20 protein-coding genes are annotated in these 21,464 nt (G+C 70.9%); 6 read left to right on the top strand and 14 right to left on the bottom strand.

The window, feature by feature from the left end; all coding sequences use genetic code 11:
- Window positions 1–9: 9 nt before the first annotated feature.
- Entirely contained in the window at window positions 10–2,187 is a 2,178-nt protein-coding gene (locus tag ACF66B_RS08920; protein WP_111431949.1) for an esterase-like activity of phytase family protein, read from the top strand.
- 138 nt (window positions 2,188–2,325) lie between these two features.
- Here the strand turns inward: ACF66B_RS08920 and ACF66B_RS08915 are convergent, their stop codons facing one another.
- Window positions 2,326–2,790: an Hsp20 family protein gene (locus ACF66B_RS08915; protein WP_111431978.1), complete on the bottom strand. Its 465-nt coding sequence runs from the start codon at window positions 2,788–2,790 to the stop codon at window positions 2,326–2,328.
- Between the two features lie 234 nt (window positions 2,791–3,024).
- On the opposite strand from ACF66B_RS08915, the gene ACF66B_RS08910 reads away from it, so the two are divergent.
- On the top strand, window positions 3,025–3,909 hold the full coding sequence (locus tag ACF66B_RS08910; RefSeq protein WP_111431948.1) for a DMT family transporter: 885 nt from the start codon (window positions 3,025–3,027) through the stop codon (window positions 3,907–3,909).
- Window positions 3,910–3,911: 2 nt separating this feature from the next.
- Here the strand turns inward: ACF66B_RS08910 and ACF66B_RS08905 are convergent, their stop codons facing one another.
- The 4 genes from ACF66B_RS08905 to ACF66B_RS08890 are packed head-to-tail and all read right to left on the bottom strand — an operon-like array spanning window position 3,912 to window position 8,625.
- Entirely contained in the window at window positions 3,912–4,694 is a 783-nt protein-coding gene (locus tag ACF66B_RS08905) for a trypsin-like serine protease (protein ID WP_111431947.1), read from the bottom strand.
- 5 nt (window positions 4,695–4,699) lie between these two features.
- Window positions 4,700–5,995: a glycolate oxidase subunit GlcF gene (gene glcF, locus ACF66B_RS08900; RefSeq protein ID WP_111431946.1), complete on the bottom strand. Its 1,296-nt coding sequence runs from the start codon at window positions 5,993–5,995 to the stop codon at window positions 4,700–4,702.
- 13 nt (window positions 5,996–6,008) lie between these two features.
- Window positions 6,009–7,160 (bottom strand): FAD-binding protein, encoded by a 1,152-nt coding sequence (locus ACF66B_RS08895; protein ID WP_392664843.1) that lies wholly within the window; start codon window positions 7,158–7,160, stop codon window positions 6,009–6,011.
- Between the two features lie 13 nt (window positions 7,161–7,173).
- Window positions 7,174–8,625: an FAD-linked oxidase C-terminal domain-containing protein gene (locus ACF66B_RS08890; RefSeq protein ID WP_111431944.1), complete on the bottom strand. Its 1,452-nt coding sequence runs from the start codon at window positions 8,623–8,625 to the stop codon at window positions 7,174–7,176.
- A 201-nt stretch (window positions 8,626–8,826) separates the two neighbouring features.
- Between ACF66B_RS08890 and ACF66B_RS08885 the strand changes: the two genes are divergently transcribed.
- The gene (locus tag ACF66B_RS08885) at window positions 8,827–9,165 is read left to right on the top strand and encodes a DUF2794 domain-containing protein (protein ID WP_111431977.1); all 339 of its coding nucleotides are present in this window, start codon (window positions 8,827–8,829) and stop codon (window positions 9,163–9,165) included.
- Window positions 9,166–9,320: 155 nt separating this feature from the next.
- Here the strand turns inward: ACF66B_RS08885 and ACF66B_RS08880 are convergent, their stop codons facing one another.
- Genes ACF66B_RS08880 through ACF66B_RS08865 form a run of 4 tightly spaced genes read right to left on the bottom strand, consistent with a single transcriptional unit; the run spans window position 9,321 to window position 13,413 of the window.
- On the bottom strand, window positions 9,321–10,784 hold the full coding sequence (locus ACF66B_RS08880) for an aldehyde dehydrogenase family protein (RefSeq protein WP_392664719.1): 1,464 nt from the start codon (window positions 10,782–10,784) through the stop codon (window positions 9,321–9,323).
- 12 nt (window positions 10,785–10,796) lie between these two features.
- Window positions 10,797–11,747: an agmatinase gene (speB, locus tag ACF66B_RS08875; protein WP_111431943.1), complete on the bottom strand. Its 951-nt coding sequence runs from the start codon at window positions 11,745–11,747 to the stop codon at window positions 10,797–10,799.
- On the bottom strand, window positions 11,744–13,219 hold the full coding sequence (locus ACF66B_RS08870; RefSeq protein ID WP_162683445.1) for a cytosine permease: 1,476 nt from the start codon (window positions 13,217–13,219) through the stop codon (window positions 11,744–11,746). Before ACF66B_RS08870 ends, speB begins: the two co-directional genes overlap by 4 nt.
- 26 nt (window positions 13,220–13,245) lie before the next feature.
- Window positions 13,246–13,413, bottom strand: coding sequence for a hypothetical protein (locus ACF66B_RS08865; protein ID WP_162683444.1), 168 nt, complete (start codon window positions 13,411–13,413; stop codon window positions 13,246–13,248).
- 195 nt (window positions 13,414–13,608) lie between these two features.
- Here ACF66B_RS08865 and ACF66B_RS08860 point away from each other — a divergent pair, with 195 nt between their 5' ends.
- On the top strand, window positions 13,609–14,520 hold the full coding sequence (locus ACF66B_RS08860) for a LysR family transcriptional regulator (RefSeq protein ID WP_111431941.1): 912 nt from the start codon (window positions 13,609–13,611) through the stop codon (window positions 14,518–14,520).
- 16 nt (window positions 14,521–14,536) lie between these two features.
- Here ACF66B_RS08860 and ACF66B_RS08855 read toward each other — a convergent pair whose 3' ends face one another.
- Together ACF66B_RS08855 and ACF66B_RS08850 are read right to left on the bottom strand one after the other, a co-directional pair.
- A complete protein-coding gene (locus ACF66B_RS08855) occupies window positions 14,537–15,334 on the bottom strand; it encodes a LytTR family DNA-binding domain-containing protein (protein WP_111431940.1) in 798 nt (265 codons plus the stop codon).
- Window positions 15,331–16,413, bottom strand: coding sequence for a histidine kinase (locus tag ACF66B_RS08850; RefSeq protein ID WP_111431939.1), 1,083 nt, complete (start codon window positions 16,411–16,413; stop codon window positions 15,331–15,333). The genes ACF66B_RS08855 and ACF66B_RS08850 overlap by 4 nt, the downstream gene beginning before the upstream one ends.
- 212 nt (window positions 16,414–16,625) lie before the next feature.
- Here ACF66B_RS08850 and ACF66B_RS08845 point away from each other — a divergent pair, with 212 nt between their 5' ends.
- Both ACF66B_RS08845 and ACF66B_RS08840 read left to right on the top strand, forming a co-directional pair.
- Window positions 16,626–18,680, top strand: coding sequence for a calcium-binding protein (locus tag ACF66B_RS08845; protein ID WP_162683443.1), 2,055 nt, complete (start codon window positions 16,626–16,628; stop codon window positions 18,678–18,680).
- A 59-nt stretch (window positions 18,681–18,739) separates the two neighbouring features.
- A complete protein-coding gene (locus tag ACF66B_RS08840) occupies window positions 18,740–19,414 on the top strand; it encodes a helix-turn-helix domain-containing protein (protein ID WP_111431937.1) in 675 nt (224 codons plus the stop codon).
- Here the strand turns inward: ACF66B_RS08840 and ACF66B_RS08835 are convergent.
- The 3 genes from ACF66B_RS08835 to ACF66B_RS08825 all read right to left on the bottom strand — a co-directional run bounded on the left by ACF66B_RS08835 (window position 19,366) and on the right by ACF66B_RS08825 (window position 21,442).
- A complete protein-coding gene (locus tag ACF66B_RS08835) occupies window positions 19,366–19,761 on the bottom strand; it encodes a VOC family protein (protein WP_111431936.1) in 396 nt (131 codons plus the stop codon). The genes ACF66B_RS08840 and ACF66B_RS08835 overlap by 49 nt on opposite strands.
- Window positions 19,762–19,971: 210 nt before the next feature.
- Window positions 19,972–20,268 (bottom strand): 4a-hydroxytetrahydrobiopterin dehydratase, encoded by a 297-nt coding sequence (locus ACF66B_RS08830; RefSeq protein ID WP_111431975.1) that lies wholly within the window; start codon window positions 20,266–20,268, stop codon window positions 19,972–19,974.
- Window positions 20,249–21,442, bottom strand: a complete 1,194-nt coding sequence (locus ACF66B_RS08825; protein ID WP_111431935.1) for a GNAT family N-acetyltransferase — start codon at window positions 21,440–21,442, stop codon at window positions 20,249–20,251. Before ACF66B_RS08825 ends, ACF66B_RS08830 begins: the two co-directional genes overlap by 20 nt.
- Window positions 21,443–21,464 lie beyond the last annotated feature (22 nt).

Genomic DNA, 21,464 nt, shown 5'->3' with positions numbered 1-21,464 from the left:
GAGTTCCCCATGCAAATGAAGCTCGCCGGGGCCGTGTCCCTGGCCGCTCTCGCGGCCGCGCTGCCCGTCCGGGCCGAAACGGCCTTCAACCGCATCGCGACCTTCGCCGTGCCGGAGAATCTGGCCGCCGATGCCGATCCGATGACCGAGACCTCGGCGGAGATCATCGCCGCGACCGAAGACGGCATGACCCTCGTCTATAGCGACAGCCCGCAGGGCGCGATCGGCTTCGTCGGCATCTCCGATCCGAAGAAGCCGGTGGCGGGCGGGTCACTCGCGATGGGCGGCGAGCCCACGTCCGTCGCGGTGCTCGGCAACGACACGGCCTTCGTCGCGGTCAACACCTCGGAAAGCTACACCGCGCCCTCGGGGCATCTCGCCAGCGTCGCGATCGGCCAGAAGACGATCACCGCGACCTGCGATCTCGGCGGCCAGCCCGACAGCATCGCCATCGCGCCCGACGGCAGCTTCCTCGCGGTCGCGATCGAGAACGAGCGCGACGAGGAGCTCGATGACGGCGCGCTGCCGCAGCTTCCGGGCGGGTATGTCGCGATCGTGCCGCTCAAGGACGGCGCGGCGGACTGCGGCGGGCTGCTGAAGGCCGAGCTCACCGGCCTTGCCGATATCGCCGCCGAGGATCCGGAGCCCGAGTTCGTCGACATCAACGCAAGCGGCGAGATCGCGCTGACGCTGCAGGAAAACAACCACATCGTGATCCTCGCGCGCGATGGCACGGTGCTCTCGCATTTCTCCGCAGGCGCGGTGGATCTCGACGGCATCGACGTGATCGAGGACGGCACCCTCGATTTCACCGGCAGCCTCCAGGGCGTGAAGCGCGAGCCCGACGCGGTCAAGTGGCTCGGCACCGGCCAGCTCGTGGTGGCGAACGAAGGCGACTACCAGGGCGGGTCGCGCGGCTTCTCCATCTTCAACCGCGACGGCAGCCTTGCCTTCGAGAGCGGCACCGAATTCGAGCGCGCCGCGGTCGAGACCGGCCACTATCCGGAGACGCGCAGCGAGAACAAGGGCGTCGAGCCGGAGGGGCTTGCGACCGGCAATTTCGGCGGCGAGGACTACGTCTTCGTGCTCGCCGAGCGCGCCTCCATCGTCGGGGTCTACCGGCTCGAGGATGGCGCCCCGGTCTTCCAGCAGATCCTGCCCTCGGGCATCTCGCCGGAAGGCGCGGTGACGATCCCCGCGCGCAATCTCCTTGTCACCGCCAACGAGAGCGATCTGGTCGAGGATGGCGGCGCGCGGTCGCATGTGATGCTCTACGAGCTCCAGGATGCCGCCGCCGAATATCCCTCGATCACCTCCGCCGGGCTCGCGCCGCTGACCGGCTGGGGGGCGCTCTCGGGCCTGGCCGCCGATCCCGCGGAGCCCGGCAAGCTCTATGCGGTCAACGACAGCTTCTATGGCGGTCAGCCGACGATCTTCGAGATCGACGCCAAGGCGACGCCCGCCCGCATCCTCCGTGCGATCCGCGTGACCCGCGACGGCGTTCCGGCCGCGCATCTCGACCAGGAGGGCCTCACGCCCGACGGCAAGGGCGGCTTCTGGATCGCGAACGAGGGCAATGCCGACAAGCAGGTGCCGCACGCGATCTTCCATGTCGATGCCACCGGCGCGATCACCGACGAGATCGATTTCCCCGAGGAACTGCTCGCCAACGAGACCCGCTTCGGCTCCGAAGGCATCGCCTCCGCAGGCCCGGTGCTCTGGATCGCGATCCAGCGCGAATGGGCCGATGACCCGAAGGGCGCGGTGAAGCTTCTCTCCTACAACCTCGAGAACGGGGAGTGGGGCGCGGTGCGCTATCCGCTTGACCAGACCGACAACGGCTGGATGGGGATCAGCGAGATCACCATCTACGGCGAGGATGCCTATATCGTCGAGCGGGACAATCAGACCGGCGCGGCGGCGAAGATCAAGAAGCTCTACCGCGTGCCGCTGGCCGAGATGCGGCCCGCGCCGCTCGGGGGCGATCTGCCGCTGGTGACGAAGACGGAGGTGCGCGACTTCCTGCCCGACCTCAAGAAGGCCGCGAAGGGCTATGTGGTCGACAAGATCGAGGGCTTCACGGTCGATGCCGCGGGATATGCCTATGCCGTCACCGACAACGACGGCGTCGACGACAGCTCGGGCGAGACCCACTTCCTGAAGCTCGGCCCCATCGAGGGGATGTAACCTGCGCCCCGTACCGCGGGCGGGGCGGCCGAGGCCAGACGAAAAAGCCCTGCGGAGGACGCTCCGCAGGGCGCATTCATGTCAGGAGATGAGGGTGCCGGGACCGGCTTCCGGTCCCGCCGCCCGTGAGCCGCCGCCTCAGGCGGTCGTCGAGGCGCCTTCGAGGGCGGGCTGCTTGCGCGCGATCTCGATCTTGCGCGGCTTCAGCGCTTCGGGAACCTCACGCACGAGGTCGATGTGGAGCAGGCCGTTCTCGGTCGCGGCCTCCACGGCGCGCACATGGTCGGCAAGCTGGAACCGGCGCTCGAAAGCGCGGGTCGCGATGCCGCGGTGCAGGAAGGTGCCCTTCTTGTCCTCTTCGGTCTCGGTCTTGCGACCCGACACAACGAGCTGGCCTTCACGGCTCTCGATCGTGAGCTCGTCTTCGGCGAAGCCCGCGACCGCGATCGTGATACGATAGGTCGCATCGCCGGTCTTCTCGATGTTGTAGGGCGGATAGGTGTTCTGGCTCACGTCACCGGCCATCACCTGGTCAAGCACATTGGCGAGACGGTCGAAACCGACGGAAGAGCGATAGAGCGGGGTAAGGTCAAAATGGCGCATGGTCTGCATCCTCTGAGAAGCGATACATCTGATCGGACCTTCCATCCGGACAGGTCCTCGGGTCGTCCGCCCGGCCCGTTCCTTCGGCGCCGGACAGTGCGCATGTGGGAACAGTCCCCCGCCTTATCAAGAGCTTCCGGCGGCGCGCGGCAGAATTTTTTGCAGCTCCCGAGCGCCGCAGCGGGCCGGAAACGGACGCGTGCCTTCCGCCGGCGCCCGGCATAGGCGCGGGGCATGGAGGGAGACCGCCAGACCGCGCGCGCCACGGCAATCGTCTTCGCCACCGGCGCGTTCTGGGGGCTCTACTGGCTTCCCGTCCGCGCGCTCGACGCCCTGGGTCTCGCCGGCGCCTGGGGCACGGCGGCGATCACCCTTGCCGCAGGCCTCCTGCTCGCCCCCCTCGCGATCCGGCGCCGGCGGGCGCTGGCGGCGGCGCACCCCCTCGCGCTCGCCTCGGTCGCGCTCGGGGGCGCAGCCTTCGCGCTCTATTCCGTGGGGCTCGTCCATGGCCGCGTGGCGATCATCATCCTGCTCTACTTTCTCACCCCGGTCTGGAGCACGCTCATCGGCCGCTATGTCATGGGCTGGCAGACGCCGCGCCTGCGGATCGTCGCCATCGCCGTCGGCCTTCTCGGCCTTGTGGTGATGCTCAGCGCCCGGGGCGAGGCGCCGCTGCCGCGCAGTGCCGGGGAATGGATGGCGCTGCTCGCGGGGCTGCTCTGGTCGGTGGCGACCACCGGCATCCGCACGAAATCCGATCTCGGTCCGGGCGAGGCGGCCTTCGTCTTCGCCGCAGGCGCCGCCGCCGCAGCCCTGCTGCTCGCCCCCGCCCTGGCGCCCCTTCCCGCCGCGGCGGGGCTCGAAAGCCCCTTGCGCGCGTTCGGGCTTGCCGCCGCGACGGGCGGGATCTGGTGGGCGCTTTCCATTGCCAGCCTGATGTGGGCGACCGTCCGGCTCGAACCCGCGCGGGTCGGCATCCTGCTGATGGTCGAAGTGCTGGTCGGGGCCGTGTCGGCGGCGCTGTTCGCGGGCGAGCATCTCGCGCCCCTCGAGATCGCGGGCGGCGCGCTCGTGCTCCTCTCGGGGCTGCTCGAGGTCTGGCCGGTGCGAAGCGCCTGACCCTAGTCCGGCGCAGGCCCGCTCACGGGCCAGATGGCCTGCGCCGCGATCCTGCGCAGGGCCTCGAGCCGGGCGGGGTCGGCCTCGACCGCGAGCGTCGTGGCATGAAGCCCGCCCTGCGCCTCGCCAAGGGCCGAGACAACGGCGACGAGCCGGAGCGGGCCGGTCTCCGGCCCGGCCAGCACCGGGGCGCCCGAGGCGCCGAAATCCACCCGGCAGTCGAGCGCGATGAGCCGCGGCTGCCAGGGGATCGAGCGGCAGGGCCCGAGGCGCGAGGGGGCCTGCGAGCGGTTGCGGGCGTAGGCCACGATCGCCAGCAGGCCGTCGGCCTCGGTGCGCGGCCCGCCGAAGGCGAGCGGCACCGCGTCCTCCGCCGCGACCGGCGCATCGAGGAGGAGCAGGGCGAGATCGTCCGCGAGTGTCCGGTCGGGCGCCGTGCCGTCGAAGCGGAAGCCCGGCGTCACCGCGGCCCCGACGATGCCCCGGAGGGCGGCATAGCGGCCCCGGTCGAAGCCCGCCACGAAGCGCAGGCCCGAGAGGCGGCGCGGGGCGCCGGTGCGCGCCTCGAAGAGGCAGTGGGCGGCGGTGACGGCCTCGCGCGGCGAGACGAGCGTCGCGGTGCAGAAGCCCGCGCCGCCGAGGTTGAGCCGGCCGACGGCGCGATAGGCGCCCGCTTCGCCCGGCTCGAGCATCCGGCCCCGGGTAAAGGGCTGCGCGCCGGCCGGTCCGCCGCCCGCGCCGGCTGCAAGCAGCAGGAGCGCGAGCCCGGCGATCGCCCGGCGCATGGGCGTCAGACCGCCAGCCCGGCCAGCGCCGGCGGGCGCGGTCCGCCCGTCGCCCAGTCGAGCAGCTCGGCGGTATGGACCACCGGCACCTCCGTCCCCGAGCCGATCTGCATCATGCAGCCGATGTTTCCCGCCGCCACGATCTGCGGCTCCAGCACCTCGAGGGTCGCGACCTTGCGCTCCCGGAGCTTCGCCGAGATCTCCGGCTGGAGCAGGTTGTAGGTTCCGGCCGAGCCGCAGCAGAGATGCGCATCGCGCGGCTCCACCACCTCGTAGCCCGCCGCGGCGAGCAGCGCCTTCGGGGCGCCGGTGACGCGCTGGCCGTGCTGGAGCGAGCAGGCAGCGTGATAGGCAACGCGCAGCTTGCGCGGCGTCGCGGGCGTCTCCACCCCGAGCTCGACCATCAGCTCGACCACGTCGCGCGCCCGTTCGGCGACCCGCCGGGCCTGCGGCTCGAGCGGGTGGCCCTCGAAGAGCGTGCCGTAATCCTTCACCACCGTGCCGCAGCCGGAGGTGTTGATGACGATCGCATCGAGCCCCTGGCCCGAGATCTCGCGCATGAAGGCCCGGATCGTGCCCGCGGCATGGGCGCGCGCCTCCTCCTCCTTGCCCATGTGATGGGTGAGCGCGCCGCAGCAGCCGAGCCCCCGCGCGATCACCACCTCGCAGCCGTGCCGGGTCAGCAGCCGGATGGTCGCCGCGTTGATGTCGGTGTTGAGCGCGCGCTGGGCGCAGCCGGTGAGCAGCGCCACGCGCCGCCGCCGGGTGCCCTCGGCGGGAAAGACCTGCGGGTCGTCCATCCGGCTCGGCGGCGGCAGCGAGCGGGGCGCGAAGCGGATCATCGCCCCGAGCGTGCGGGGCAGCAGACGCGCGAAGGGCCGCGCGATCCAGGCGCCGAGGATCGCGAAGCGGAAGCGCCTGGGATAGGGCAGGATGCGCGCGAGCAGCCAGCGCATCGCCCGGTCGGGCAGCGGCCGGCGGTAGGTCCGCTCGATATGCACCCGCGCATGGTCCACGAGATGCATGTAATCCACCCCCGAGGGGCAGGTCGTCATGCAGGAGAGGCAGGAGAGGCAGCGGTCGATATGCCGCACGGTGCGTTCATCCGCGGGCCGCCCCTTCTCCAGCATGTCCTTGATGAGGTAGATCCGCCCGCGCGGGCTGTCGAGCTCGTCGCCCAGCACCTGATAGGTCGGGCAGGTGGCGGTGCAGAACCCGCAGTGCACGCAGGCCCGCAGGATCTTGTTCGACCGCGCCACCTCCGGGTCGGCAAGCTGCTCGGCGCTGAAATTCGTCTGCATGTCGCTCTCCGCCTCAGGCCACGGCCGCGCGGGAAGGCCGCGTGTCCATCAGCCCGGGATTGAGGATGCCCGCCGGGTCGAAGCGCGCGCGGAGCCCGGCCGAGAGCCCCGCGACCGGCGCGGGGGCGGGGTGGAACGCGCCCCAGCGGGCGAAGGTTTCGGGCGCGCCGCGCAGCAGCGTCGCATGGCCGCCGATGCCGCCCATGAGCGCGCGCAGGTCGAGATCCTCCGGCACCAGCGCCCAGACGAGCCCGCCCGCCCAGTCGAGGATCAGTTCCGCGCCCCCGAGCCGCGCGGCCAGCAACGGCCCGTCGGTCGGCCGGACCGAGATGCGCCAGACCGCACCGAGGCGCCCGCCGAAACCGCCCGCGTCGCGCACCAGCGGCCAGTGCCCCGCGCCCTCGATCCGCCGGGTCGGCCCGAAATGGCGCAGCACCGCCGAAAGCTCCTGCGCCCGGTGCGCCACCGAGGTCTCGAACCCCTCGAGCCGCAGCATGGTGAGCGGCGCGCCGTCCGGCCCGTCGGGCAGATGCGCCGCGCCGGTCACGTCATAGGGCGTCGCCATCGCCGTCGTCATCGCGCGGGCCGCGGTGGCGATGTCGAGCCCGTCGATCACCACGCTCGCCACCGTCTCGGGGCAGGGGAGCAGCTTGAAGGCGATCTCCGTCATCACCCCGAGCGTGCCGTGGCTTCCGGCCATGAGCTTCACCAGATCGAGGCCGGTCACGTTCTTCATCACCCGGCCGCCATTGCGGATCACCCGCCCGGTGCCGTCGACAAAGCGCACCCCGATCATCGCATCGCGACAGGCCCCGGCCTGGATGCGCCGCGGCCCGGAGGCATTGACCGCCGCCATGCCGCCGACGGTCGGAACGCCGTTCCGTCCGGAAAAGCCGCGCGGGTCCCAGGGCTCGAAGGCGAGCCTCTGGCCCTCCGCCGCCAGCGCCGCCGTCACCTCCGCGAGCGGCGTGCCGGCACGGACCACGAGCGTGAGCGCGCCCGGCTCGTAGAGCGTGATGCCGGTGAGCCCCGCGAGCGAAAGCACATCCTCGGCCGCGGCCCGGCCGGCCTCCCGCGTGCCGCCGCCCCGGATCGCAAGGCCCCGCCGTTCCGCGGCAGCCGCGGCCACCGCCTCGGCAAGCTCCGCCTCGTCCTTCGGAAGGATCTCCGCCATCGGCTCAGGCCACTGGCGCGGCCGCGCGGCGCCGCCGGCTTTCGCTCGCCGCGAGCGGGAAGACCTTGGCCGGGTTCAGCAGCCAGTCCGGATCGAACACGTCCTTCACCCTGAGCTGCGCCTCGAGATCGTCGGGCCCGTACTGATGGCTCATCAGGTCACGCTTCTCCACCCCCACGCCATGCTCGCCGGTGAGACAGCCCCCCACCTCGACGCAGAGCCGGAGGATGTCGGCCCCCAGCGCCTCGGCCTTCTCCAGATCGCCCGGCGCATTGGCATCATAGAGCAGCAGCGGGTGGAGATTGCCGTCCCCGGCGTGAAAGACATTCGCGACCCCGAGGCCGTACTCCGCGGTCAGCTCGGTGATCCGGCGCAGCACGTAGGGCAGCTCGCTCACCGGGATCACCCCGTCGAGACAGATGTAGTCCGCGATCTGGCCCATGGCGCCGAACGCTGCCTTGCGCCCCTTCCAGATCAGCGCCGATTCCGCCGCCGACCGGCTCTCGCGCAGCTCGCGCGGCGCATGCCGCCGGGCGATGTCGCTGATCCGCGCGAGCTGCTCGTCGATCTCCGTCTCCGAGCCCTCGACCTCGACGATCAGCAGCGCCTCGACATCCGGATAGCCCGCGCGCGCGAAATCCTCGCAGGCCCGGATGCTCGGCCCGTCCATGAACTCGATCGCCACCGGCAGCAGCCCCGCCTTGATGATGTCGGAGACGCAGGCGCCCGCCACCTCGCTCGAATCGAACCCGATCAGCACCGGCCGGGCGCCCTCGGGCTTCCGCAGGATGCGGAGCGTCGCCTCCGTCACCACGCCGAGCTGGCCCTCCGAGCCGCAGATGACGCCGAGAAGGTCATAGCCCGCGGCATCGAGATGCGCGCCGCCGAGCTCCACCACCGTCCCGTCCATCAGCACGAGCGTGACGCCGAGCAGGTTGTTGGTGGTGACGCCATACTTGAGGCAATGCGCGCCGCCCGAATTCATCGCGATGTTGCCCGCGATGGCGCAGGCGAGCTGGCTCGACGGGTCGGGCGCGTAGAAGAAGCCGTCCGCCTCCACCGCGCCGGTGACGCTGAGATTGGTGCGCCCCGTCTGCACCCGGATGAAGCGGTTCTCGTAATCGGTCTCGAGCACCTGGTTGAGCCGCGCCACGCCGAGCAGCACGCAATCGGCGGTCGGCAGCGCCCCGCCCGCAAGGCTCGTCCCCGAACCGCGCGGCACCACCGGCACGCCCTCGCGATGGCAGAGCTCGAGCACCGCGGAGACCTCCGCCGTGCTCGCGGGCAGCACCACGGCGAGCGGCGGGCAGCGATAGGCGGTCAGCGCGTCACATTCGTAGGCGCGCACCTCTTCGGGCTCGGAAATCACCGCGCCCCTGGGCAGGATATCCTCGAGATGGGCGACGATCGCCGCCTTGCGCCTCAGGATATCCGGATCCGGTTCCGGCATCTGCATGGCTGTTCCTCCCCCGGGGAACCCGTCGCACTGGTTTTGCCCGGAGCCTAGGCGTCTTCGCGCCCGCTGCCAAGCCTTGGCTGCGGACGGGGGGCAGGGCCGGGGGCATCCCGCGCCGCGGGCTCGGCCCGATCCCGCCCAAGCGCCCGCCCGCGCAACGAAAACTTGCCAACGGCCCGGATCGCGGCCATTCTGGACGCCATGGTGCACTCCGCGGATATCACGCCGTTTCCCCAGCCTCCCGAACGCGTGAGCTTTCACCGAACGGAGCTTTCCGTCATTCTCGGTCTCTACGGCCGCATGGTCGCGGCCGGGATCTGGCGCGATTACGGCATCTCGATGCTGCGCGATGTGGCGGTGTTCTCGGTCTTCCGCCACACCGCCGAGCACCCGGTCTACCGGATCGAGAAGCGCCCGCGCCTTGCCGCCCGGCAGCAGCAATACGCCGTGCTCGGCATGGACGGCCGCATCCTCCGCCGCGGCTCCGACCTCGCCACCGTGCTGCGCGTCCTCGAAAAGAAGCTGATCCGCCCGGTCTGACCCGCGCGGCCCGGAGGCCGCGGCGCGGCATTTGCCGACATCAGGTCGGAATGTCGCAGTCTCCCCGCCGCCGTTTTCTTGCCCGATCCGGTTTCGCCGGGCAGGGCCAGCCCTGCGGCCGGCCCCTTCAACCCTCAGGATGGCGGTCCCCCATGTCAGGCCGTGGCGGCGGTTCTGGTGGTGATGAATTTCTTCTGCCGGTAGGCCTCGAGGCCGGAGGGGCCGAGTTCGCGGCCGATGCCGCTGGCGCGGAAGCCGCCCCAGAGCGTCTCGGGCAGGATCACCTGCGGCGTGTTGATCCAGATGTGGCCCGCGTCGATCCGCTCGGCGATCGCTCCGGCGCGCTCCGGGTCTCCGGACACGACGGTGGCGGCGAGGCCGAAATCCGTGTCGTTCGCAAGCCGGATCGCTTCGGCGTCGTCGCGGCAGCGGCGCACCGCGAGGACGGGGGCGAAGAGCTCCTCGCGCCAGAGAAAGCTCGCCGCCGGCACGTCCTCGTAGATCGTCGGCCGGACGAACTGCCCCGCCGGATCGCCCTCGGCCGCGCCACCGGTCAGGCAGCGCGCGCCCTCCTGCCGCGCGCGCGCGAACATGGCAGAGACCCGAAGGTAGTGCGGCCGCGTGGTGAGCGGCCCCATCTCCGCCGTCTCGGGCGCGCCGAGCGCGAGGTTTTCGGCCCGCTCGACCAGCGCCGCGACGAGCGCCTCCGCGACCGGCTCCTCGACGATCAGCCGCGAGGTGGCCGAACACATCTGGCCGCAATTGGTGAAGATGCCGCCCGCGACCAGATCGGCCGCGAGTTCGAGATCGGCATCGGCCGTCACCACGATCGGCGACTTGCCCCCGAGCTCGAGCGAAACCGGCACCGTCCGCGCCGCCGCCGCCGCCATCACCGCCGCACCGACGCCGTTCGAGCCGGTGAAGGAGAGCTTGGCGAACCGCGGATCGCTCCCGATGGCGCGCCCCACCTCCGCGCGCCCCGTGACGATGTTGAGCACCCCCGCCGGCAGGCCGATCTCCTGCGCGATGTCGCCATAGGCCAGCTCCGCGAGCGGCGTCATCTCGGACACCTTCAGGACGGCGGTGCACCCGGCGGCAAGCGCGGGCGCGATCTTCCAGGCGCTGGTGACCAGCGGGAAGTTCCACGGCACGATGAGCCCCACAGGCCCGATGGGCGCATCGGCGCGCCGCCCGGCGAAGTGCGGATCGGAGAGCGTCTCCGCGGCCCGCGGGGCGTCGAGACCGCGGGCGAGGCCCGCGTAATAGTCGAAGCAGGCCGCCGCATCGTCGAGATCGGTCTCGGCTTCCGCCCGCGGCTTGCCGTTGTTGCGCATCTGGAGCGCGACCAGCACCGGCTTCCGGGCGCGGAGCCCGGCGGCGAAGCCGTCGAGCAGGGCGGCGCGATCCGCCGCCGCCGTCCGGCGCCAGGTCGCGAAGGCCCGCGCAGCGGCTTGGGCGGCCGCGCTCACCTGTTCCGCCGAGGCGGTTCCGGTCCGGGCAAACGGCGCGCCGGTGCAGGGATCGCACACCTCGATGGTGTCCGCGCCCTCGGCCCGCCGCCAGTCCCCGCCGATGAAGAGGGGACGCATGCGCGCCGTGAGATCTTCAAGCGTTTCCAAGCTGTCCTCCCGTCACGCCCGCCGGTCCGGCAGCACGCAGAGCATCTCGTAGAGCAGGTTGGCCGCGATCAGCGCCGTGTTGCCGCTCGGATCGTAGGGCGGCGAGACCTCGACCAGATCGCAGCCGACGAGATTGAGCCCAGCGCAGCCCCGCACGATCTCGTAGGCCTGCCAGGTGGTGAGCCCGCCGGGCTCCACCGTGCCGGTGCCCGGCGCGAAGGCCGGGTCGAGGCTGTCGATGTCGAAGCTGAGGTAGCAGGGCGCGTTGCCGATGGTCTCGCGCACCTGCGCCATCAGCGGCTTCAGCGACTGATACCAGCAAGCCTCGGCCTGAACCACGGTCCAGCCGTTCCGCCGGCCCCAGTCGAAATCGTCCGGGGCATAGCCGGTGGCGCGCAGCCCGATCTGGAACACCTTGTCGTTCCGGAGGCAGTCCTCCTCCCAGGCGCGGCGGAACGGGCAGCCATGCGCGACCTTCTCGCCGAACATCTCGTCGTTGATGTCGGCATGGGCATCGACATGGATCAGGGCGACGGGGCCATGCACCTCGCGCATCGCGCGCAGGATCGGCCAGGTCAGCGTGTGATCGCCGCCGAGCGTGAGGGGCACCGCGCCGTGCGCGAGGATGCCGCGATAATGATCGGCGATGATCTCCACGGATTTCTTCAGGTCGAAGGTGTTGATCGGCACGTCGCCGATATCGGCCACCTGCATCCGCGCGAAGGGGGCGGCCCCCGTCGCCATGTTGTAGGGCCGGATCATCCGGCTTTCGTCGCGGATCTGCCGCGGCCCGAGCCGGGTGCCGGGGCGGTTGGAGGTGCCGATATCCATCGGGATCCCGACGAAACAGGCGTCGAGCCCTTCGGCGGTTCCGGCGGCCGGCAGGCGCATCATCGTCGCCGGGCCGCCGAAGCGCGGCATCTCGTTGCCCCCGAGGGGCTGGTTGAAGGTCCGGGCGGTCATCGGGCGGTTTCTCCGGCGAAGGGTGTCGCGCTGCTCCGGGGGGCCGCGGTGCGGTAGCCCCCCTTGCCGAGCGGGATGACGATGGCGCGGGTCAGCACGTAGTGGCAGGCGAGCGCCGCGAGCATGGCGGGAAGCGAGGCGGAGGTCGCCGAGAAGCTGAGCTTGCCGACGAGATTGTAGGGATCGAAGAGCGCCGCGAAGACCGCGATCCCGAGCCCGAGCGAGGCGAGCGCCGCGACATTCACCCGGCCCCAGAAGTGATAGCGGCTGCCGGCGCCGAGATCGTAGAGCGCGGCGAGGTCGAGCCGCTGGCGGCGCAGCAGGTAGTAATCCGCGATCACCACGCCGATGCCGGAGACGAGCACCGCCTGCGTCCAGGCCACGAAGACGAAGAACCGGTCGTAGAGGGCGGTCGCGGTGAAGAGGATCAGGAGCGCACAGATCCCGAACATCGCGCCGGTGAGCCGGACCCAGCCGAGCCGCTGGGTCCAGGCGCCGAGATGCTGGGTGAAGCACTGCGCGCCGGAATAGACGAAGCTCGCCATGGAGGTGAGGTTCGCGAAGGCGAGGAAGGCGAGCAGGATCGAGCCGACGAGCGGGCCGACGATCGGCATCATCCAGACGGTCGGGTCGCTGTCGCCCATGACGAGCGCCGCCGTGAGGCCGACCATCTGCGCGAGCACGGCCACGGGCACGAGGCCGATGAAGCTGCCCCAGGTCGCGGCGCGCTGGGTCTTCGCCCCGCGGGCGATGTTGCCCACGGCCCCCCACCAGCCGGCACCCGCGGCGATGTTGAGCTCGATCGCGAGCATCAGATCCGTCGCGCGATCGCCCGTCGGGTCGATGGCCGGCGCCGCCACGATGTCGGCGAAGGGAACCTGGCTGAAGATGGTGCCCAAAAGGATCGCACTCATGGCGATGAGGCCCGGCGCGATGAAGCGGTTGAGGATGCGCACGGCCTTCTCGCCGTTCGCGACGATCCACCAGCCGAAGGCGAGCGCGCCGAGGGCGATGAGCGTGACGGCGATCGAGGTGTCGGCGGTCTCGGCGCCCGTGAGCGCATTGCTGACCTGCACCGCGGCGCGGCCGAACATCAGCGCAAGGATGGTGGTCCAGCCGAGGATGAAGGGCGCGATGAGGCCGATGACGAGCACCAGCACGCCGAGCGCGCCGTAGATCGCGCGCTGCATCACGAAATGCTCGGTGCCCCATTTGCAGGTCATGATGGCGGAGGCCATCATCATCGCGATGGCGCCGAGGCAGTTGCCCACCAGCATGGTCCAGAGACCGTCCCAGAAGCCGACGAAGAGCGCCGTGACGCCGCCGAAGAGAAAGGCCCAGGTGGCGATGGCGAGGCCCGACTGGACCCAGATGAAGTCGAAAAGCCCCCACTGGCGCTCGCGCGCCAGCAGTGGCAGGCAGTCCTTCAGGGCGATGTCCTGAGCCGTGCCGTCGATGTGATCCGTCTGCACTGTGTTCACTCCGTGTGGCATGCGTCTCAGAGCCCGACGAGGGCGAGCGCGACGAGGGAAACCGCGAAGATGGCCGCGAGGGCGGCCCAGTCGGCGGCGGGAAGCGGGCGGTAGGCCGGATCCTCGGCAAGCTCGCGGGACTTCTGCGCGAGCCGTTCCTCGAGTTCGGCAGTCATTCGGTCTGACAGGTACATGGCGACCTCTCCTGAAAAGGCGGGTTGGCATTGCGTGGCAGGCGGGGGCGGATCGGGATGCGCGCCAGGGCACATCGAACGAATGCCGCAAATTCGGTATTGGGGAGAGCCTAGCAGCCGGATGCGCCCCGGCCCATCACGCGGGATCGATAAAAAGGTTTGATCGGGATCGAAGCTTTTGGGAAAGTCGGCGCCATGCTCGCCTCGCTCTCCGCCGCCGATCTCAGGGCGCTTCACGTCTTCCGCACCATCAGCCGCTGCCGGAGCTTCGCCGGGGCGGAACGCGAGCTCGACATCAGCCAGTCGACCATCTCGGCGCAGCTCTCGGGGCTGGAGCGGCGTCTGGGCTTTCGTCTCTGCGAGCGCGGGCCCGGGGGTTTCCGCCTCACCGAGCGCGGCCGGACGACGCTCGACGCCTATGCCCGCCTCGAAGGGGCGATGAACGAGTTCCTCCAGACCACCTCGGACCTCTCGCACCGGGTGGTCGGCACGCTCCGGCTCGGCATGCTCGATCACACCTCGACCGACCCGGGCTTTTCGGTGGTGGGGCTGGTGCGCCTCTTCCACGAGCGCGCGCCGGATGTCCGGCTCGAGATCACCCAGGACATCCAGACGGTTCTGGCGAGCCGGATCGACGCGAAATCCCTCGACCTCGCGATCGGCGCCTTTCCGGTCGGGGACGACCGCTTCGACACCGTGCCGCTCTATCTCGAGCGGCAGCACATCTATTGCGGCCCGCCGCACCCGCTCTTTCGCGACCCCGAGGCGCCGGTGGAGGCCGCCGTGCTGGAGGCGGCGGACTGGGTCGGCCGCAGCTACGATCTCGCGCCGGCGGATGGCGAGGCGCCCCGCCTCGGCAGGGTGGCGGCGAATGCGGCCAATCTCGAGGCGGTGACCGTGATCCTCCGGGCGCTGCCGACGCTCGGCTATCTCCCCGATCATGTCGCGGCGCCGCTCGTGGCGCGCGGGGAACTGCGCCGCCTCACCGACCGGTTCGCGATCTCCTACCAGATCTCGCTGCTGTCGCGGCGGGGCCGGCGCGACACCGCGCCGATGAAACGGTTCCGGGCGCTGGCAACGGCCGAGGCGCAGTCCCGCGACGGATGAGGCGGTCGGGGGCTGGCTACTCGGCGGCCGGTCTCACCCCGAGCGCGCGCTGGACGCGCTGGGCGTGGCTGCGGCCGACCGGCAGCTCGGTGCCGTCCGGGAGCCGCGCCACGAGCCCGCCGCAGCGGCGCCGGCCGAGGCCGCGCACGGCCGCCTGCCGCACCAGCAGGCTGCGGTGGATGCGGAGAAAGCCGAAGGCCGCGAGCCGTTCGGCGAGCGCGGCGATGGTCTCGGGGATCAGATGCGACTGGCTGCCGATGACGAGGCGGGCATAGTCGCGCTCGGCGCGGATATAGTCGATGCTGTCGATGAGAATGCGCTGGTGGCCGAGGCGGCCCTTGACCCAGAGATCGCGTGAGGGCGCCTGCGCCTCGCGCGGTGCGGCGCGCAATGCGGCGACCGTGGCCTGCAGCTCGGCGATCCGCTCGGCCCGGTCGCTTGCCGCGATCCAGGTCCTTGCGCGCGACAGGGCGGCGGCGAGGCGCGGCAGCTCGACCGGCTTCGTGAGGTAGTCGAGCGCCGCGGCCTCGAAGGCCCGGAGGGCGTAGCCGTCATGGGCGGTGACGAAGATCACCGGCGGCAAGGCGCCCGCGAGGCGGTCGACCACCGCAAAGCCGTCACCGCCGGGCATCTGCACATCGAGGAGCAGGAGGTCGGGGCGGAGCGCGCGCACCGCGCCGACCGTCTGATCGCAATCGCCCGCCTCGCCGACCAGCTCGACCCCGCCCAGCCGGGCAAGCGCCCGCGCGAGCCTCCGCCGCGCGATCGGCTCGTCATCCGCGATCAGGGCGCGCAGGGGCGACGGGCCTGTCATGTCCGGAAGGGCATCCTGAGTTCGACCCGCACCCGGCCCGGCCCGGCGGGGCCGAACGCGCAGGAGGTCGCATGGCCCGGATGGCGCGCCGCCAGCCGCTCCGCCACGTTCCTGAGCCCGATCCCCAGCCCGGTCGCGGTCGCCCCGCCCGCCTCCGGCACCGGGTTCTCGACCCAGATCGCGAGCGTTTCGCCCGGCTCGATGCGGGCGCCGATCTCGAGCTCGGCCCGGCCGGGGGTCCGCGCCACGCCATGGCGGATCGCGTTCTCGATGAGCGGCTGCAGCAGCAGCGCCGGCACAAGCGCCCGCTGCGCCGCGGGCGCGACGTCGATCCGCACCGACAGGCGGTCGGAAAAGCGGGTCTCCTCGATCCGCAGATAATCCCTCTGCAGCGCGATCTCCGCGCCGAGCGGCAGGTCCGACAGCGGATCGAGCGCCAGCGTCCTGCGCAGGAACCCGGCCAGCCCCAGCACCATCTCGTTCGCGGGCCGGTTCTCGCCCTCCTCGATCAGCCCGGAAATCGTGTTGAGGGTGTTGAAGAGGAAATGCGGATTGACCTGATACTGCAGGGCGCGGAGCTGCGCCTCCGTCGCCTGCTGCCGCACCGCGGCCAGATGCCGCTCGGAGGCGCGGACCTGGGCGCTGTATTGCAGGGCGAGATAGAGGCAGGACCAGCCGAAGAGCTCCGATGTGGTGAAGACCACCACCTGGGCGAAATATTCCGGGTTGAACGGCACCGGCTCGGGATAGACGCAGACGGCATGGAACCCCCAGTCGATCAGGGCGGAGACCGGCGCCGCGGCCAGCGACATCGCGATCGCGGCCAGCGCCTTCAGCCCGAGCGAGAGGCGCCGGATCCGCCACAGCACCAGGGTGATGGTCACCGCGAGGAGCGCATCGCCCAGGATGCCGACCAGCTTCGGGATCGCGGTCTCGACCGGATCGATGCCCGCGAGCCCCCAGACGATGCTGGCGATCACGAACAGCACGAGCGCGAAGGACAGCCCGAGGATCTTCACCTCGCGGCTGAAGGCCGACATGGGGCCGGGACCGGGCCTGTGATCGAAGGCAATGCTCATGCGCCATTTTCTCCGGCGCCGGGCGCGCTGTCGAGCGGCGTTCGCAGACGAAATCCCGCCGTTCGTCGATTGCTCCGGTCATTCGTCCGCCGGGCCACACCGTCCGTCGAGAGCCGATTGCCGGAGCCCGCCCCAGCCGGCACCAAGCCCGTCACCGCCCGCCCGCGCGGCGCGGAGGATCTTGTGTTCGACGTCTGTATCGGGAGATGTGCATGGCAATCTACGGCACCCAGGGCAACGACACCCTGCTTGGCACCGCCTCTGGCGACTGGATCTACGGCTACCCGGCCGGGACCGGCTTTCCCGACGAGGAAACGGGCAACGATTCCCTGCGCGGCGGCGAGGGCAGCGACCGTCTCTACGGCGGCGGCGGCAACGACACGCTGCGCGGCGACGAGGGCTATGACCGGCTCTATGGCGGCGCGGGCAACGACGTGCTGCAGGATGGCGGCACCGGGCTCGACGAATTCGACGGCGGCGATGGCGACGATCTCTTCCTGGTCTCGGGCTCGGGCAACGACACCTTCCTCGGCGGCGCGGGCGATGACACGCTGCGGCTCGAGGCCGATGTCACCTGGTCGCGCCTGATCCTGGACAGCGCGGCGGGCGTCGAGACGCTGGATCTCCGCGCCGGCACCCTGCGCGGCACGAGCGGCAATGACACGATCGACCTCTCGGGCCTCGAGAGCGTCGCCTGGGGCGGCCGCGCCATCGAGATGGCGGCGGGCAACAACACCTTCATCGGCCACGCGGGCGCCGACTCTGTCCTGACCTCCGGCGGCACCGCAAAATTCACCGGCGGCGCGGGCAACGACACGCTGCGCGCCGAGGGATCGCTGGTGGAATTCGACGGCGGGGCGGGCGACGATCTGCTGCTCCTTTCCGGCTACGGCTGGAACGACACCATCCTCGGCGGCGCGGGCCAGGATACGGTGCGGCTCACCGGGGACGCGGACCGCCACAACCTGATCTTCGACGCCGCCTCAGGCATCGAGGTCTTCAGCCGCGCGGGCCTTGCGCTGACCGGCACCGCCTATTCGGACACCTTCGACTTCTCCGGCCTCGCGAAATTCGGCGATACCGGCCCGCGGATCGACATGGGCGCCGGCAACGACAGCTATCGCGGCTGGTCCGGCGACGACAAGGTGTCGGGCGGCAGCGGCACCGACACGCTGATCGGCGGCGCCGGCAACGACATCCTCGACGGCGGCAGCAGCACCGACACGATGGTGGGGGGCGCGGGCAACGACCGCTACGTGGTCGACCGCGCCTCGGATCTGGTGGACGAGCGCGACGGCAGCGGCCTCGACACCGTGGCAAGCGCCGTCAGCTTCAGCCTCGCCCCCTCCGCCAGCCTGCGCGGCGCGGTGGAGAACCTCGTGCTGACGGGCACCGCCGCCATCGACGGCGCCGGCAACGGGCTCGACAACCGGATCTCGGGCAATGTCGCGGCCAACGCGCTCTCGGGCGGCGCGGGCAGCGACACGCTGATCGGCGGCGCCGGCAACGACCGGCTGGACGGCGGCACGGGCATCGACCTGATGATCGGCGGCAAGGGCAACGACACCTACGTGATCGACGGCGACACCATCACCATCGACGACTCCATCGACCGCGTCATCGAGCGGCCCGGCGAGGGCGTGGATCTGGTGCTCGCCTACACCAACGTGCGGCTCGCGGCCAATGTCGAGAAGCTCGTGCTCCGGGGCGAAGCCGTCGCCGGCTGGGGCAACGGGCTCGCCAACAGCATCACCGGCAATGCCGAAGCCAACCAGCTCTGGGGAGAGGGCGGCAACGACCGCATCAACGGCCAGACGGGCCACGACACGATCAGCGGCGGCACCGGCAACGACACGCTCTCGGGCAGCGCGGGCGATGACCGGCTCTCGGGCGGCGCCGGGCGCGACCAGCTGGCGGGCGGCAGCGGCCAGGACCGGCTGACGGGCGATGCCGATGCCGACAGCTTCCTCTTCGCCGAGGCCCTGCGCGGCAGCAATGCCGACCACATCACCGATTTCAGCCGCGGCGAGGGGGATCGCATCCTCCTCGCGCGCGACATCTTCACGGGCCTCGGCGCCGGGCAGCTCGACACCGCCGAGTTCCACCTCGGCACCGCCGCGTCCGGCGCCGGGGCGCAGATCGTCTACGACCGCGACAGCGGCCGGCTCTGGTTCGACGCCGACGGCGCGGGCGGCGCGGCAAAGGCGCTGATCGCCACCCTCGACAATCACGCCCATCTCTCCGCCGACGACATCTTCCTGGTCTGAAAGAGCCCGGCGCGCGCCCGGTGTTCCGGGCCGGGCCGGATCATGCTACGCCTCGCGGCATGACCTCGCAGAGCGGATACCACAGCTGGCGCTTCCGGGCGGAGGCCCCGGATCGGCACATCGTCTTTCCCGATGGCTGCCGGGACGTGCTGCTGATCCGCGGCCCGGACTGTAGCCGCCGCAGCGCGCCCCGGATCCGTCTGACGGCCTTCGACCTCCGGCCGCGCCCCGTCGTGTTCGCGGCCGGCACCGAGATCCTGGGCTACCGCCTCCGGCCGGGGGCGGCCCTCTCCCCGCGCCTCCTCGCGGCGATCGCAGCGCATCCCGAGCGCGCCGGATCGATCCTCGCCGAGGAGGGCGGGGCGTGGGGCGAGCGCGACGATGCGATCCTGGCGCTGACGGCGCCCGGCGCGACCGTGCGCTCCGTGGCCCGCACGCTCGGGGTCTCGGCGCGCACGATAGAGCGGCATTTCCTGGCCGAGGGCCTGCCGTCGCCCGAATACTGGCGGCTTCTCGCCCGGGCCCGCCGCGCCGCCCGGCGGCTCGCAGAGCCCGGCGCGCTGGCGGAGATCGCCATCGAATGCGGCTTCAGCGATCAGGCCCACATGACCCGCGACTGCGTCCGCTGGTTCGGCATCCCGCCCGCGCGGCTGCGCCGGGACGCGGTCTCGCTCGCCCTCCTGGCTCAGCCGGCGCTCGGCAACTGGACCGGCGAGCAGATCTCCACCAGATAGCCGTCGGGGTCCGCCACATAAGCCGTCCTCTGGCCCCAGGGCTCGTCGCGCGCCGCCTGCACCGGCCGCGCGCCCGCCGCGACGGCGCGCTCGAAGGCGGCGCCGACATCCGCCGTCTCGAAGGCGATCTCGAAGACCGGAGCCTCGGGCCGCGCCCGGCCCGGCGCCTTGCCGAGCTGCCGCATCAGCGCGCGCGACGAGAAGGCAAGCTTCGTCTCGCCGGTCGCGAGCTCGCCATAATCGCCGCTCTCGTGCAGGAAGCCCCGCGCAAGCCCGAAGGCGCGTTCATAGAAATCGAGCGCCGCCGCGACGTCGCCGACATAGAGGATCGTGTATCTGAGGAACATGGCGTCTCTCCGCACTCCCTGAGCCTTGCACCTCATAGGCCGGGCGGAGGGCCCGCGTCTTGAAACATCACGACAGCGGCCCCGCCACAGGCCGCCTCCGCCCGCGTTCATGATATGTTAACCAGGAAAATTCAATGAAATCAGCGAGATTTTTCCGTTTTCACGGTGAAACGCCCCGCTTTCACAGCCTTCAGCCCCCGAGCCCGGCCCTTATCCGGCGAGCGCGTCGAGCTTCTTCGCGAGCTTCACGTCGAGCCCGGTGAGCCCGCCCGCGTCATGGGTCGAGAGCGTCACCTCGACGGTGCGGTAGACGTTGAACCATTCGGGGTGGTGGTTCCATTTCTCCGCCCAGAGCGCTGCGCGGGTCATGAAGCCGAAGGCCTCGACGAAATTCCCGAAGGTGAAGGTCTTCGCGATCGCGTCGCGCCCCGTTACCGGCTGCCATCCCTGCGCCTCGAGCGCGGGCAGTTCCGCCGCGCGCTCGGCCTCATTCAATCTCTCGGCCACTGTCTTCTCCCGGGCTTCTCCTGAACGGCCCCATCGTGGTCAGGACCTCGATTTCCTCGTCCATCGCCATCGCCTCGGCGCGGAGGAACTGCGCCACCGCCCGCGAGAAGGCCTCGTTCGAGAACCAGTGCAGCGAATGCGTCTCCACCGGCAGATAGCCGCGCGCGATCTTGTGTTCGCCCTGCGCCCCGGCCTCGACCCGGGCCAGCCCGCGCGCCATCGCCGCCTCGATGGCCATGTAGTAGCACATCTCGAAATGCAGGCAGGGATGATCCTCGAGACAGCCCCAGTAGCGCCCGTACAGCGCGTCCGCCCCGATGAAGTTGAGCGCGCCCGCAACCCAGCGCCCGTCCCGCCGGGCCATGAAGAGGAGGATGTCGTCGCGCATGGTCTCGTGGATGCAGTCGAAAAAGGCGCGGGTGAGATAGGGCGTGCCCCATTTCCGCGCCCCGGTATCCTGATAGAACGCCCAGAACGCCTCCCAGTGCTCGGGCGCGATCTCGTTCCCCCGGAGCGGGACGATCTCCCCGCCGAAGGCCTGGGCCTTCGCCCGTTCCTTGCGGATCGCCTTGCGCTTGCGGGAGGAGAGATCGGCGAGAAAGGCGTCGAAATCGCCGTAGCCGCGATTGTGCCAGTGATACTGCCGCGTCGTCCGCCCAAGCAGCCCCACCGCCTCGCCCCAGTCCCGCTCCTGCCCGGTGCAGAAGGTCACGTGCAGGCCCGAAAGGTTCTCGCGCGTGGTGAGCTCGATGCAGCCCTGGAGCAGCGCCGCCCGCCCGCTGCCCTCGCGGCCGGGCCGGGTGAGGAAGCGGCGTCCGGTTGCGGGCGTGAAGGGCACCGCCGACTGGAGCTTCGGATAGTAGCGCCCCCCGGCGCGGGAATAGGTGAAGGCCCAGTTGTGGTCGAAGATGTATTCGCCGTGGCTGTGGCTCTTGGCATAGAGCGGCATCACGGCCAGCACGATCCCGCCCTGCCGCGCCACCAGATGCTGCGGGTTCCAGCCGGTCCCCCGGCCGACGCTGCCCGAATCCTCGAGGGCGGCAAGAAAGCGATGCGTGGTGAAGGGATCGGCCGGGGGTCCGCCGCCCGGCACCGCACAGAGATCCCATTCATCGCAGGGAACATCCCGGATGGAGTTCAGAATCGTGATCTCGACGTCGCCGCAGCCGTCCACCGCATTCTCCCAAGGTGAGGCC

The organism is Amaricoccus sp. B4, from assembly GCF_043226085.1.
GTDB lineage: Bacteria > Pseudomonadota > Alphaproteobacteria > Rhodobacterales > Rhodobacteraceae > Amaricoccus.
Note: the sequence above shows the minus strand (reverse complement) of the source record. Positions and strands in the feature narration are given on the sequence as shown.